We start from the raw sequence: 12878 nt of genomic DNA on the forward strand, positions 1-12878 counted from the left end.
TCAGCGGTCAGACGCCGAGGGCTCGACTCGCTGCGGTGAGCGCACCATCGGAGGTCGCCCCCAGCTCGCGCGCGCGGGACGCGAACACGGCGGCCGCGGCCTGCAGCTCGCGCTCCAGCGCGTCCACGCCTCCCGCGACGACCGTGCCCGCCCGGCCGCGCGTCTCGACCAGGCCCGCCGACTCCAGCTCCCGGTAGGAGCGGGCGACCGTCCCCGCGGCGACGCCCAGCGTCTCGGCCAGCGCGCGCACCGGCGGCAGCCGCGTGCCGACCGGCAGCTCGCCCGCGGCGATCAGAGCGGTGATCTGCTCGCGGATCTGCTCGAAGGGCGCCGCGGCCGCGCCCGCCTCGACGCGGAGCGCGAGCGCCGACGTCATCGGGCGGCGACCGGGACGCGGTCGAGCGCCGAGTCGAGCAGCTCGCTGATCAGGTCCGGGTAGTCCACGCCGCTCGCGCCCCACATGCGCGGGAACATCGAGACCGGCGTGAAGCCGGGCATGGTGTTGATCTCGTTGACGACGAAGCCGTCGGCGGTGAGGAAGAAGTCGACCCGGGCGAGGCCCTCGGCTCCGATCGCGTCGAAGGCGCGGATCGCGAGGGACCGCATCTCGGAGAGCTCGCCGTCGGTCAGGTCGGCCGGGCAGACCAGCTCGATGCCGGACGCCCCGAGGTACTTCGCCTCGAAGTCGTAGAAGCCGCGGCCGGAGACGACCACCTCGCCGGCGACGGAGGCGCGGGCCGGAGCACCGCGGCGGCCGCCGAGCACGCCGATCTCGACCTCGCGGCCGACGATGCCCGACTCGATCAGCACCCGCGAGTCGTGCGCGAACGCCTCCTCCAGCGCGGCCTCGAGCTGCTCGCGCTCGTCGATCCGGCTGACGCCCACGCTCGAGCCGGCCCGCGCCGGCTTCACGAACGCGGGCAGGCCCAGCTCGTCGAGGGCCGAGGAGGCGTCGCCCGGGTCGGCGCGCCACTCCGCCTCGGTCACGAGGTACCAGGGCGCCACCGCGAGGCCTGCGGCCCGCAGCACCGTCTTGGTGAAGTGCTTGTCCATGCCGAGCGCCGACGCGAGCACGCCCGAGCCGACGTAGGGCAGCCCGACGAGCTCGAGCATCCCCTGGACGGTGCCGTCCTCGCCCCACGGGCCGTGCAGGATCGGCAGCACCACGTCGACCTCGCCGAGCGAGCGCGTCGCGCCGTCCTCGGTCGTCACGGTGAGCTCACGCGAGAGGGCCGACTCCGGCCAGCGCACACGGGAGCCGTCGTCCTCGACGCGGGGCAGCGACGCGGCATCGAGAGCGAACTTCTCAGGACGGTCCTCCTCGAGCACGAAGGCGCCGTCGGAGGTGATCCCGACGGGGATCACCTCGAAGCGGTCACGGTCGATCGCCCGCAGCACCCCGGCCGCCGTTGCGCAGCTGATCGAGTGCTCGCTGGAGCGCCCCCCGAACAGAACGGCCACGCGGAGCTTGCTGGTCATCGAGGTTCCTCTCACCCTGTGGCTCGTCCGAATCCGTGGTCAGGTGCGGCGCGATGTCCTTCGGATCGAGCGTACCGGCGAGCACCTGCGACACCTGCTCGACGATGGGCATGTCGACTCCCCTGGCGCGCGCCAGCTCGAGGACCGGCGCGACGGAGGCGAGCCCCTCCGCCGTCTGCTGCATCGACTTCACCACGTCGGTGAAGCTGTAGCCCTGGCCGAGCAGGCGCCCGGCCGTGTTGTTGCGCGAGAGGGACGAGCTCGACGTCGCGATGAGGTCGCCGAGCCCAGCGAGTCCGGCCATCGTCTCGGCCCGTCCGCCGTACGCGACCGCGAAGTCGGTCATCTCGGCGAGACCGCGCGTGATGATCGATGCCTTCGTGTTCTCGCCGTAGCCGACGCCGTCGACGATGCCGATCGCCACGGCGATGAGGTTCTTCAGCACGCCGCCGAACTCGGTGCCGATCACGTCGGTGTTGACGTAGGAGCGGAAGTAGCGGTTGGTCGCCGCGAGAGCCACCTCCTGCGCGGTGACGAGGCTCTCGGAGGCGATGACCGCCGCGGTCGGCTGCTCCTTGGCGATCTCGAGGGCGAGGTTGGGCCCGGAGGCGACGGCGATCCGGTCGAGAGAGACCGGCAGCATCTGCGCGATCACCTCGCTCATCCGCTGGCCGGTGCCCTTCTCGACGCCCTTCATCAGGCTCACCAGCACCGTGCGCTCGGTGAGGAACGGCGTGATCGCCTCGAGGTTGCTCCGCAGCGACTGCGACGGGATGGAGAGGTAGACGTGGTCCGCGCCCTCCAGCGCCTCCTCGATGCGCGGCGTGGCCCGGATGTTGCGCGGGAGGTTGATGCCGGGGAGGTAGTCGCTGTTGCGCTTGGCCTCGGTGATCTCGCGGGCCAGCTCGGCGCGGCGCGCCCACATCACGACGTCGGAGCCGCCGTCGGCGAGGATCTTCGCGAACGTGGTGCCCCAGCTGCCGGCGCCGAGGACGGCGACGCGGCGGGGCACGGGGATGGGCGCCTTCCTACTTCTCGGACTCAAAGCGACCCGTGCCTTTCTGGTTGTGCTCGGAGGGGTTCCAGCGCTTCTCGGGCGCCGCCTCGCCGCGCAGCTCCTCGAGCAGGGCGGTGATCGCCGCCATCACGACCGCGGAGGCCTCGTTGAGGGTGGCGGAGTCGAGGCTGCGTCCGCGGAAGGCGGACAGGTCGACGGGGTCGCCGACGATCACGTCGACGCGCTTGCGGCGGAAGAGGGTGATCCGCTTGGAGTAGCGGCCCATCAGCTGCTGCGCGCCCCAGTGCGCGACCGGGACGACAGGCAGGCCGTACTGCAGCGCCATCCGCACCGCTCCCGTCTTGCCGCGCATCGGCCAGAGCTCGGGGTCGCGGGTGAGGGTGCCCTCGGGGTAGATGATGACCGAGCGGCCCTCGTCCACGAGAGCCTTGGCGGTCTTCAGCGGCTCGCTGCCGCGGACCGAGCCCGAGCGCTCGACGGGGATCTGCCCGGAGCCGCGCAGGATCGAGCCGAGCACGGGCACCGAGAACAGCGAGGCCTTGGCGAGGAAGCGCGGTGCGCGGCCGGCGCGCCACAGGGTCCAGCCCGTGATGATCGGGTCGATCTCGCTGTAGTGGTTCGGCGCGAACACGAAGGCTCCGGTGCTCGGGATCTTGTCGCCGTTCCGGATCCGCAGGTCGACCGAGGCGGTCATCACGGGGATCACCGCCGCCGCGAGGAACCAGAAGATGGACGGACGGCTTCGCTCAGACACCCGCCCATCCTCGCATCCCGCATCGGAGGGGCCGCGTCCCCACGCCCGGGAGCAGCGGGGCCCCGCGGTGGGAGGAGCGGCCCGGCCGCCGGGTACGGTACCGGCACGCCCCGTCCGCGTCGCCGCCCGTCGCCGTGGGACGCCGTCGGCCGAGCGCTCGGCCGACTCGCCGACTCGCCGATCGCGCTATCCGGCCTGGTGCTCCTGATCGTGTGGGGAGTCGTGCTGCTCGCCACGCAGGCCGGACGCGACGCGGCTGCGCTCGGCGACGGCCTCCTGCTGACGCTCGCGGTCCTCGTCGGCGGCTCGGCGGCCGTCACCCTCGTGATCGGCGGGGTCGACGCCCTCTGGCGCGTGGCGGTGGCACCGCTCGCCCACGTCGAGGCGGAGGCGACCGGCGGCGTCGCGGTCCTCGGACGCGGCCGGCTCGGGGCGGGCCTCCGTCGTATCGAGCCGCGGTTCCCGCTGCCGACGCTGCGGCCCTACGCGGTGGTCGTGCCGCGCCGCCGGGGACTGACCGTCTCCTTCGGCGACTGGGGCGTCGTCGTGCCCTGGGCGCGGATCGCGCGGCTGGAGCGGCGGTGGGTGCTGGTGGGCCTGCGTCCGCGCGAGGCCCTCGAGGTCGTCCTGGCCGGCACGCGGCGCGGACGCCTGACGCTGGTCCTGGTCGAGTCGCCCGGACCGCTGGGCCTGCGGCCCGCGCCGGAGACGACGCTCGCGCTCCTCGAGAAGCGGATCCGGGGACGCCTGGAGGAGGACGCGGAACCGCCCGCGTGGGGCGCGCCCGGGCGCGACAGGACCCCGGGCCGCTGAGGACGGTCGTCCTCCGCGGCACCGAGGTCCCGGTGGGCGGCTACGCGTCGAGCGAGAAGTCGGCGCCCAGCAGCTCGAGCTTGGTGAGGAAGTTCTCGTAGCCGCGGCTGATGATGCCGACGTTCGAGACCGTCGAGGTGCCCTCGGCCGAGAGCGCCGCGATCAGGTGCGAGAAGCCGCCGCGCAGATCCGGCACGACGATGTCGGCGCCGTGCAGCTTCGAGGGTCCCGAGATCACGGCCGAGTGCATGAAGTTGCGCTGCCCGAAGCGGCAGGCCTGCCCGCCGAGGCACTCGCGGTGGATCTGGATGGTCGCGCCCATCTCGACGAGCGCGTCGACGAAGCCGAAGCGCTGCTCGTAGACGGTCTCGTGCACGATCGAGACGCCCTTGGCCTTCGTGAGCGCCACGACCAGCGGCTGCTGCCAGTCCGTCATGAAGCCGGGGTGCACGTCGGTCTCGATGATGACCGGCTTGAGCTCGCCGCCCGGGTGGTAGAAGCGGATGCCGTCCTCGGCGATCTCGAACGCGCCGCCGACCTTGCGGAAGACGTTGAGGAAGGTGGTCATCTCCTGCTGGCGGGCGCCGCCGACGAAGATGTCGCCGTCGGTCGCGAGGGCCGCGGCCGCCCAGGAGGCCGCCTCGTTGCGGTCGAAGAGCGCGCGGTGGGAGTAGCCGGTGAGCCGGTCCACGCCCTCGATGCGGATCACCCGGTCGGTGTCGACCGAGATGATGGCGCCCATCTTCTGCAGGATGTTGATCAGGTCCATGATCTCGGGCTCGATCGCCGCGCCCGAGAGCTCGGTGATGCCGGAGGCGCGCACCGCGGTCAGGAGGACCTGCTCGGTCGCTCCGACGCTCGGGTAGGGCAGCGACACCTTGGCGCCGTGCAGGCCCTCGGGGGCCGACATCCGGATGCCGGAGGGCAGCTTCTCGATCACCGCGCCGAAGTTGCGGAGGACCTCGAGGTGGTAGTCGATCGGGCGGTCGCCGATGCGGCAGCCGCCGAGGTCGGGGATGAACGCCTCGCCCAGGCGGTGCAGCAGCGGGCCGCAGAAGAGGATCGGGATGCGGCTGGAGCCGGCGTGCGCGTCGATGTCGGCGAAGTGCGCGGACTCGACGTTGGAGGGGTCGAGGATCAGCTCGCCCACCTCGGCGCCCTGCTTCACCTTGACGCCGTGGACTTCGAGCAGGCCCTTCACGACGCGGACGTCGCTGATGTCGGGCACGTCGCGGAGGGTGGAGGCGGTCTCGCCGAGCAGCGCCGCGACCATCGCCTTGGTGACCAGGTTCTTGGCCCCCTTGAGCTCGATCCGGCCCACCAGCGGTCGCCCGCCGTTGATGGTGATCCGCTCGGTCGTCATTCCCACCCGTGCTCCCGACGCCTTTGCGTCCTGCAGGGCCTTGGCGTCCTGAAGAAGTGTGTTCACGCTATTTCACCGGCAATGTCTTGGGCCGCCAGCTCTCGCGGCGGGTCTCGAATTCGGAAATGAGCGCTTCGTCGCGCAGGGTCAGGCCGATGTCGTCCAGGCCCTCGATCAGGCGCCATCGAGTGTAGTCGTCGATCTCGAAGTCGAAGGTCTCGCCACCGGCGGTGACCGTACGCGCAACCAGATCCACCGTCGGTTCTATTCCCGGGGTGCCCTCGATGATCTCCCACAGCCGCTCGACGTCGGGCTCCGAGACGACGGCCGCGAGCAGTCCCTGCTTGCCGGCGTTGCCCCGGAAGATGTCGCCGAAGCGGGGGGAGATGACGACCCGGAAGCCGAAGTCGCGCAGCGCCCAGACGGCGTGCTCGCGGCTGGAGCCGATGGCGAAGTCGGGGCCGGCGACGAGGATGCCGGCGCCGCGGTAGCGCTCCTGGTTGAGGACGAAGTCCGCGTCCTGCCGCCAGCCGTGGAAGAGCGCGTCCTCGAAGCCGGTCTTCGTGATGCGGCGGAGGTAGATGCCGGGGAGGATCTGGTCGGTGTCGACGTTGGCGCGCTTCAGGGGCGCGGCGATCGCGGTGACGGTCTCGAACTTCTGCACGCTCAGACTCCTGCTCTCTCGCGGACCGGCTCCAGATCGGAGGGACTGGAGAGGGTGCCGCGCACGGCCGTGGCCGCGGCGACGAGGGGCGAGACGAGGTGGGTCTTCGCCCCCTTGCCCTGACGACCCTCGAAGTTGCGGTTGGACGTGGAGGCCACGCGCTCCCCCAGGACGAGCTGGTCGGTGTTCATCCCGAGGCACATCGAGCAGCCGGCGAAGCGCCACTCCGCGCCGAACGCGGTGACGATCCGGTCGATCCCCTCGGCCTCGGCCTCGAGCCGCACCCGGGCGGAGCCGGGGACGACCATCACGCGGACGCCGGGGGCCTTGGTGCGCCCCTCGACGACGGCAGCGAAGGCCCGCAGGTCCTCGATCCGCGAGTTGGTGCAGGAGCCCATGAAGACCACGTCGACCGGGATCTCCTTCATCGGCGTGCCGGGCTCCAGCGCCATGTACTCCAGCGCTCGCAGAGCGCTGGCGCGCTCGTTCGGATCGTCGAGGACGTCAGGGTCCGGTACCGCCTGCGAGAGCGAGACGCCCTGGCCGGGGTTCGTGCCCCAGGTGACGAACGGCTCGAGCGCGTCGGCGTCGATCACGACCTCGGCGTCGAACACGGCGCCCTCGTCGCTCGGCAGCGTCCGCCAGTAGGCGACCGCGGCGTCCCAGTCCTCGCCCGCCGGAGCGTGCGGGCGGCCGTGCAGGTAGGCGAAGGTCGTCTCGTCCGGCGCGACCATGCCGGCCCGCGCACCCGCCTCGATCGACATGTTGCAGATCGTCATCCGGCCCTCCATCGAGAGCGCGCGGATCGCGGAGCCGCGGTACTCGAGGATGTAGCCCTGGCCGCCGCCGGTGCCGATGCGGGCGATGACCGCGAGGATGATGTCCTTGGCCGTCACCCCCTCCTTCAGCGTGCCCTCGACCGTGATCGCCATCGTCTTGAAGGGTTGCAGCGGCAGCGTCTGCGTCGCCATCACGTGCTCGACCTCGCTCGTGCCGATGCCGAAGGCGATCGCGCCGAACGCGCCGTGCGTGGAGGTGTGCGAGTCGCCGCAGACCACCGTGACGCCGGGCATCGTCAGGCCCAACTGGGGGCCGACGACATGCACGATGCCCTGCTCGACGTCGCCCAGGGAGTGCAGGCGGACGCCGAACTCGCCGGCGTTGCGGCGCAGCGCGTCGATCTGGGTGCGGCTGATCGGATCCTCGATGGGGCGTCCGATCTCGAGGGTCGGCGTGTTGTGGTCCTCGGTGGCGATGGTGAGGTCCGGCCGGCGCAGCGGGCGCCCCGCGGCACGCAGGCCGTCGAACGGCTGCGGGCTGGTCACCTCGTGCAGCAGGTGCAGGTCGATGTAGAGCAGGTCGGGAGCGCCGTTCTCGCCCGCGACGACGACGTGGTCGTCCCAGACCTTCTCGGCGAGGGTGCGCGGCTTCTCGGCTCTCCTGCCGGTCCCTGCTCCACTCGACGCGGGCGCGGCTGTGCCGGGTGTGGTCTCGATCATGACGGTTCCTTCTCCTCCTGGAGTCGCTGCTCGGCCGGGCGAGGCACCGCGACGAGGGAGGCCGTCAGTTCGAGGTCTCGTCGCGGCACGGAAGGAGGTGCGGGCCACTCAGCATGGACCGAGAATAGCACCGCGCTCCCCCGCCTCCCGGGCGGGCGCGGCACGGAGTCGCCCGGCTCAGGCGCGGGCGTCGAGCACGGCGTCGACGACGACGACGGTGACGTTGTCCCGTCCGCCGGCCTCGACCGCCGCACGCACGAGCGCCTGAGCGAGGTCGGCAGGGTCGCCGGAGTCGCGGCGGGCGAACAGGGCGGCGATCCGCTGGTCGGAGAGCTCCTTCGTCAGCCCGTCGGAGCAGAGCAGGTAGCTGGCGCGCGGCACGACGGGCAGCGTCCAGACGTCCGTCTCGACCTCCTCGTCGGCGCCGAGGGCGCGGGTGACGATGTTGCGGTCCGGGTGCGACTCGGCGGACTCCCGCGTGAGCAGGCCCGCCGAGACGAGCTCCTGCACGGCCGAGTGGTCGACGGTCAGCTGCTCGAGCTCCGTCCCGTCCCAGCGGTAGACGCGGGAGTCGCCGACGTTGAAGAGAGCCCAGCGGGCGGGCCCGGAGGGCTCGGGCAGGACGAGCATCAGCCCCGTGAGCGTCGTGCCGCAGAGCGCACCGCCCACGTCCAGCGCGCGCACCGCCGTGTTGGCGCCCTCGACCAGGTCGAACACCGCGTCGACAGGTCCGAGGGCCGTCGGCCGGTTCTCGTGCAGAGCCCCGACCGCCGCGGCGCTCGCGAGGTCGCCGCGGGCGTGCCCGCCCATCCCGTCGGCGACCGCGAGCAGCAGCTCGTCGGCGAGGAGGGAGTCCTCGTTGACCCGGCGGACGGCTCCGACGTCGGTGCTGCTGCTGACGGCGAGCCGCAGCGCCCCCTGGGGCAGGTCGACGGTGGTGGTCGTCATCGCGGGGTCACTTCTCCTCGGCGGCCGAGCGGGCGTCGTCCGAGACGACCTCGGGGTGCCCGTCGTGCATCTCGATGTGGCGGTGCTCGCGGCGCATCTTCGCCAGGCTCGCGAGCGTCGCGACGGTCATGCTCAGGACGATGACCACCAGCGAGGTGATCGTGTCGATGTCCCACACCGGCACGGGATCGCCGCCGTTGATGAAGGGCAGGTCGTTCTCGTGCAGGGCGTGCAGGACGAGCTTCACACCGATGAAGGCGAGGATGAACGCGATGCCGTACTTGAGGTACTCGAGCTTGTCGATGAGGCCGCCGAGCAGGAAGTAGAGCTGGCGGAGCCCCATCAGGGCGAAGATGTTCGCGGTGAAGACGATGAACGGGCTCTCCGTGATGCCGAAGATCGCGGGGATCGAGTCGAGCGCGAAGAGCAGGTCGGTCGAGCCGATCGCCAGGAAGACGATCAGCATCGGGGTGAAGAACGTCGTGCCGTTCTTGACCGTGCGGATCTTCGAGCCGTCGAACTCGTCCGAGATCCTCACGCGCTTGCGCAGGAGGCGGATGAGCAGGTTGTCCGTGCCCTCGTCCTCGTCCTCCTTGCCGAACGCCTGGTTCCACGCCGTGTAGACCAGGAACGCGCCGAACAGGTAGAAGATCCAGCTGAAGCTCTCGATGAGCTGCGCGCCGAGGAGGATGAAGATCCCGCGGAAGACCAGCGCGATGATGATGCCCACCATCAGCACCTCCTGCTGCAGCTTCGCCGGCACCGCGAAGCGGCCCATGATGATGACGAAGACGAACAGGTTGTCGATCGAGAGGCTGTACTCGGTCAGCCAGCCCGCGACGAACTGGCCCGCGAGCTCGCCGCCGCCGAGGATCAGCATCGCCAGCGCGAAGATCAGCGCGAGCGTGACGTAGAAGCCGACCCAGAGGCCGGACTCCTTCAGGCTCGGCACGTGCGGGCGTTTGTAGACCAGCAGCAGGTCGGCGGCGAGGATCAGGCTCAGGACGACGAACGAGCCGATCACGAACCAGACGGGCAGATCGAGCATGAGGGCCTTCCGAGTGGGTGGGGGCCGAAAGTCTCTCCCCGGGGAGCGGACGGCCGTGCCGGTCCGCGTCACCCGTCCCGCCCCCGGCACCGCGCAGGGGCGGTGCGTACTGACGGGAGCGGAAAGGCGGGATACTCCCCTTCGCGGATGCGATCCTAGCGCCGATCCGGCGGGATGCGGCCCCGGGGAGGCGGAGCGGGAACGAGGCGATCGGCGCGATGCGTCGAGCGGGTGCCGCGTCGCGAGCACCCGGGTGTTAAACGAGAAGAACCCCCGGTCAGACCGGGGGTTCTTCTCGTGTTGCCGTGGTGACCCCAGCGGGATTTGAACCCGCGTTACCGCCGTGAGAGGGCGACGTCCTAGGCCGCTAAACGATGGGGCCGCGTTTTTGCAACTCGAAGAGTGTTGCACACGGATCCGCATCGATGCAAATCGAGCGCCCGGCCCACCCGGTCTCCGCTCGGCCGGGGCCTTGCCCGCCGCCTGCCGAGGCGGTTGGCTCGGGGCATGAGACTGACGAAACTCGAGCACGCCGCCGTCCTGATCGAGGAGGACGGCGCCCGGCTGGTGATCGATCCGGGGTCCTTCACCCGGCCCGTCGAGGGGACGGCCGACACCGTCGCCGTGGTGCTCACCCACGAGCACGCCGACCACTGGACCCCGGAGCAGCTGCAGCGCCTGCGCGACGCGGCCCCGTCGCTGCGGATCCTCGGCCCGGCCGGGGTCGCCGCCGCCGCCGAGGGCTTCGACGTCGAGACGGTCGCCGACGGCGATGTCGTGACGGTGGGCCCGTTCGAGCTGCGCTTCTTCGGCTCCCGTCACGCGGTGATCCACCGCAGCATCCCCGTGATCGACAACGTGGGCGTCCTGGTGAACGGCCGGGTCTACTACGCCGGCGACTCGTTCACAGTGCCGGAGGGCCTCGATGTCGAGATCCTCGCTGCTCCCTCGGGAGCACCGTGGATGAAGATCGCCGAGGCGATGGACTACGTGCTCGAGCTCGCCCCGCGGCACGCCTTCGCGACCCACGAGCAGGTGCTCTCGGAGGCGGGGCGCTCGCTCGGCCACGACCGGCTCGGCTGGGCGGTGCGCGAGGGCGGCGGCGAGTACCACGCCCTCGAGCCGGGCGACGTGCTGGAGCTCTGACGGCGGGACTCGCCCGCGATCACTCGTACCATCCGGGCGCCCGCTCCTCGTGCCGTGGCTCACCGGACCGGCGGAGCCGCCGTCGCCCGAGCGCGAGAAGCAGCAGGGAGAGGCCCAGAGCGAGGATGCTCGGCGGGACGGCGACGAGGAGCGCCGGGCCCGGAGCGACCGCCTGCAGGACACTGCTCGCGCTCGGCTGCCCGTCGGCCACGCCGACCACGAGCGCTATCGACGGCGACACGACGATTAGGGCTGCCAGCCACGCTGGAACCAGGACGAGGGCCGGAGCGAGCGACGGTGTCGACGTCGATCGCCGAAGTGCCAGCGCCGCACACCGGAGGACGAAGACGAGCGCTCCAGGAAGGAGCCCGACCGCCGCGAGGAAGAGGAGGAGGGAGGCGAAGCCGGGTTCCACGAGCGCTCCGAGTCCCGCCAGCGCCGCCGTCACGCCGACCGGGAGGAGGGAGACGGCTGCGGCCCACCCGAGAACGCGCAGCGCGCGGGGCTCCGCGCCATCGGAGACGTCGATCACGAGGTCCTCGAGGGGGCCGGCGAGCGTCGGCCGCCGGTGAAGCGAGGGGTCGACGACCCCTCACGGCCTGCTGGAGTCCTGGCGGTGCAACGACGACGGCCGGGCCGGGGGCGCGCCCCGGCCCGGCCGTCGATCCGATCCCTCACCGGATCAGTAGTACTCGCCCTGGCGGTAGTCCCAGGAGTTGAACTGCTCGGCGAGGTTCAGCATGATGCGCTCGTAGTCGAGGCCGCGGCGGATCAGCACGGGGCCCGGGGTGATCGAGCGCTCGCCGCCCTGCACGGGGATGAGGGCGCCCGAGGCGTCCACCATCGAGACCATGACGCCCTGCTCGTGGCGGGAGTCCTCGTCCTTGTCCGGCTGGATCGAGGAGACGTAGGAGTCGGCCGAGACGATGACGTCGGCCTCGTTCTCGATCCGCTCGCCGATGTTCGCGACGCGGCCGCGGTTGCCCACGCCCGAGGGGTTGGCCGAGCTGGCGAAGGTGAGGGTGCGGTCGCGCTCCCACATGGTGGCGACCAGCTGCTCGGCCGGGCGGCCGAAGCGGATGACGAAGCAGCTGGTGCCCCGTCCGTCGCGGACCAGCTCGCGGGCGTCCTCGTCGATCAGGTCGACGGCCTCGGCCTTCCACGGGAGGATGCAGCCGAGCAGGACGTCCTGGTCCCAGTGCTTCTGGTAGAAGGCGAGGACCTCCTCGTTGAGCTCGGCGAGCTCGGTGAGCTGCTCGATGCTGGAGCAGAGCACGACGCCCGGCTTGTTGCGGTTGCGCTGCTTGGCCGAGAACTTGCGCTCGAGGCCCGCTCCGTCGGTCGTCATCAGGATGTAGCCGACCTTGGTCGCGCAGACGACCAGTCCACCGGGGGCGTAGAGCGCGTCCACCGCTTCCGCAGGAGCCTGCTCACGCCATTCGATCACCGTCGTGCTGGTCATTCTTTCCCTTTCGTGGTGTCCAGAGACGCCATGGGCGGGGCCCCGGCCGAGCGGAAGCCTAGCGGATCGCCTCCCGTCGTCCGCGGCGGTGATGCCGCGAACGGACGCGCACCGGGCTCCGGATCGACTCCGGTGCCCGGTGCGCGCCCGTCCGCGCCGCGCGCGCCGACGGGACGGCTCAGGCGAGGGCCGTGAGCGAGCCTCGCGCGAGCGTGTTGACGGTCAGATGGAAGCCGACCAGCGAGGCCGGAGTCGACTCGTCGACCGGCAGCGTCGGCACTCCGAGCGCGTGCACCGTGAAGAGGTAGCGGTGCGGGCGGTCACCGGGCGGCGGGGCCGCACCGGCGTAGGCGAGCGACCCGAGGTCGTTGAGCGCCGGGCGCCCCACTTCCGTCGAGCCGGCGGCCAGCTCGGTGACCTCCTTCGGGATGTCGACCAGGACCCAGTGGTGGATGCCGCCGAGGGTCGGCGCATCGGGGTCGAACACGGTCACGGCGTACGACTGCGTGCCCTCGGGGCCGGCGCTCCAGCGCAGGGACGGGCTGGTGTCGCCGCTCCCCTGGGCCTCGGCGAGCCGCTCGCCGTCGGTCACGTCGTCGCTGGACACCTCCAGGGGCGCCGTCGCGGGCAGGAAGTCGAGCGGGTGCGGGGGCGTGCTCCTGGTCAGATCGGTCATGTCGTTCT

14 protein-coding genes and 1 tRNA gene are annotated in these 12878 nt (G+C 71.5%); 2 read left to right on the forward strand and 13 right to left on the reverse strand.

Annotation, left to right across the window (positions count from 1 at the left end; translation table 11 throughout):
* Window positions 1-7: 7 nt before the first annotated feature.
* The 4 genes from C5B92_RS00245 to C5B92_RS00260 are packed head-to-tail and all read right to left on the reverse strand — an operon-like array spanning window position 8 to window position 3251.
* The gene (locus C5B92_RS00245; protein WP_104223095.1) at window positions 8-376 is read right to left on the reverse strand and encodes a GntR family transcriptional regulator; all 369 of its coding nucleotides are present in this window, start codon (window positions 374-376) and stop codon (window positions 8-10) included.
* Window positions 373-1479, reverse strand: coding sequence for a D-alanine--D-alanine ligase family protein (locus C5B92_RS00250; protein ID WP_104283463.1), 1107 nt, complete (start codon window positions 1477-1479; stop codon window positions 373-375). Before C5B92_RS00250 ends, C5B92_RS00245 begins: the two co-directional genes overlap by 4 nt.
* Window positions 1376-2491, reverse strand: coding sequence for an NAD(P)H-dependent glycerol-3-phosphate dehydrogenase (locus tag C5B92_RS00255; RefSeq protein ID WP_181027083.1), 1116 nt, complete (start codon window positions 2489-2491; stop codon window positions 1376-1378). Before C5B92_RS00255 ends, C5B92_RS00250 begins: the two co-directional genes overlap by 104 nt.
* Window positions 2492-2507: 16 nt before the next feature.
* A complete protein-coding gene (locus C5B92_RS00260) occupies window positions 2508-3251 on the reverse strand; it encodes a 1-acyl-sn-glycerol-3-phosphate acyltransferase (protein ID WP_258059294.1) in 744 nt (247 codons plus the stop codon).
* Window positions 3252-3449: 198 nt separating this feature from the next.
* Here C5B92_RS00260 and C5B92_RS00265 point away from each other — a divergent pair, with 198 nt between their 5' ends.
* On the forward strand, window positions 3450-4064 hold the full coding sequence (locus C5B92_RS00265; RefSeq protein WP_104327302.1) for a hypothetical protein: 615 nt from the start codon (window positions 3450-3452) through the stop codon (window positions 4062-4064).
* Window positions 4065-4104: 40 nt separating this feature from the next.
* On the opposite strand, the gene murA is transcribed toward C5B92_RS00265, so the two are convergent.
* From murA to C5B92_RS00295, 6 genes are all read right to left on the reverse strand, one after another.
* Window positions 4105-5427: a UDP-N-acetylglucosamine 1-carboxyvinyltransferase gene (murA, locus tag C5B92_RS00270; protein WP_181027099.1), complete on the reverse strand. Its 1323-nt coding sequence runs from the start codon at window positions 5425-5427 to the stop codon at window positions 4105-4107.
* Between the two features lie 67 nt (window positions 5428-5494).
* Complete coding sequence (leuD, locus tag C5B92_RS00275) at window positions 5495-6091, reverse strand: 3-isopropylmalate dehydratase small subunit (protein WP_104223089.1); 597 nt, start codon at window positions 6089-6091, stop codon at window positions 5495-5497.
* A 2-nt stretch (window positions 6092-6093) separates the two neighbouring features.
* Window positions 6094-7590, reverse strand: a complete 1497-nt coding sequence (gene leuC, locus C5B92_RS00280; RefSeq protein WP_104223088.1) for a 3-isopropylmalate dehydratase large subunit — start codon at window positions 7588-7590, stop codon at window positions 6094-6096.
* 177 nt (window positions 7591-7767) lie between these two features.
* Entirely contained in the window at window positions 7768-8538 is a 771-nt protein-coding gene (locus tag C5B92_RS00285) for a PP2C family serine/threonine-protein phosphatase (RefSeq protein WP_104255123.1), read from the reverse strand.
* 7 nt (window positions 8539-8545) lie between these two features.
* The gene (locus C5B92_RS00290; RefSeq protein ID WP_104255122.1) at window positions 8546-9586 is read right to left on the reverse strand and encodes a TerC family protein; all 1041 of its coding nucleotides are present in this window, start codon (window positions 9584-9586) and stop codon (window positions 8546-8548) included.
* A gap of 306 nt (window positions 9587-9892) precedes the next feature.
* Window positions 9893-9968 (reverse strand) — tRNA-Glu (locus C5B92_RS00295).
* A gap of 125 nt (window positions 9969-10093) precedes the next feature.
* Here C5B92_RS00295 and C5B92_RS00300 point away from each other — a divergent pair.
* Window positions 10094-10732, forward strand: coding sequence for an MBL fold metallo-hydrolase (locus C5B92_RS00300; RefSeq protein WP_104255121.1), 639 nt, complete (start codon window positions 10094-10096; stop codon window positions 10730-10732).
* A gap of 19 nt (window positions 10733-10751) precedes the next feature.
* Here C5B92_RS00300 and C5B92_RS00305 read toward each other — a convergent pair whose 3' ends face one another.
* From C5B92_RS00305 to C5B92_RS00315, 3 genes are all read right to left on the reverse strand, one after another.
* Window positions 10752-11264 carry a hypothetical protein gene (locus C5B92_RS00305; RefSeq protein ID WP_104255120.1) on the reverse strand — a complete coding sequence of 171 codons (513 nt, stop codon included), beginning with the start codon at window positions 11262-11264 and terminating at the stop codon, window positions 10752-10754.
* Between the two features lie 150 nt (window positions 11265-11414).
* Window positions 11415-12194 carry an L-threonylcarbamoyladenylate synthase gene (locus C5B92_RS00310; RefSeq protein WP_104223084.1) on the reverse strand — a complete coding sequence of 260 codons (780 nt, stop codon included), beginning with the start codon at window positions 12192-12194 and terminating at the stop codon, window positions 11415-11417.
* A 178-nt stretch (window positions 12195-12372) separates the two neighbouring features.
* Window positions 12373-12870 (reverse strand): YbhB/YbcL family Raf kinase inhibitor-like protein, encoded by a 498-nt coding sequence (locus C5B92_RS00315; protein WP_104223083.1) that lies wholly within the window; start codon window positions 12868-12870, stop codon window positions 12373-12375.
* Window positions 12871-12878: the final 8 nt, after the last annotated feature.

Source organism: Rathayibacter sp. AY1A4 (genome assembly GCF_002930955.1).
Lineage (GTDB): Bacteria > Actinomycetota > Actinomycetes > Actinomycetales > Microbacteriaceae > Rathayibacter.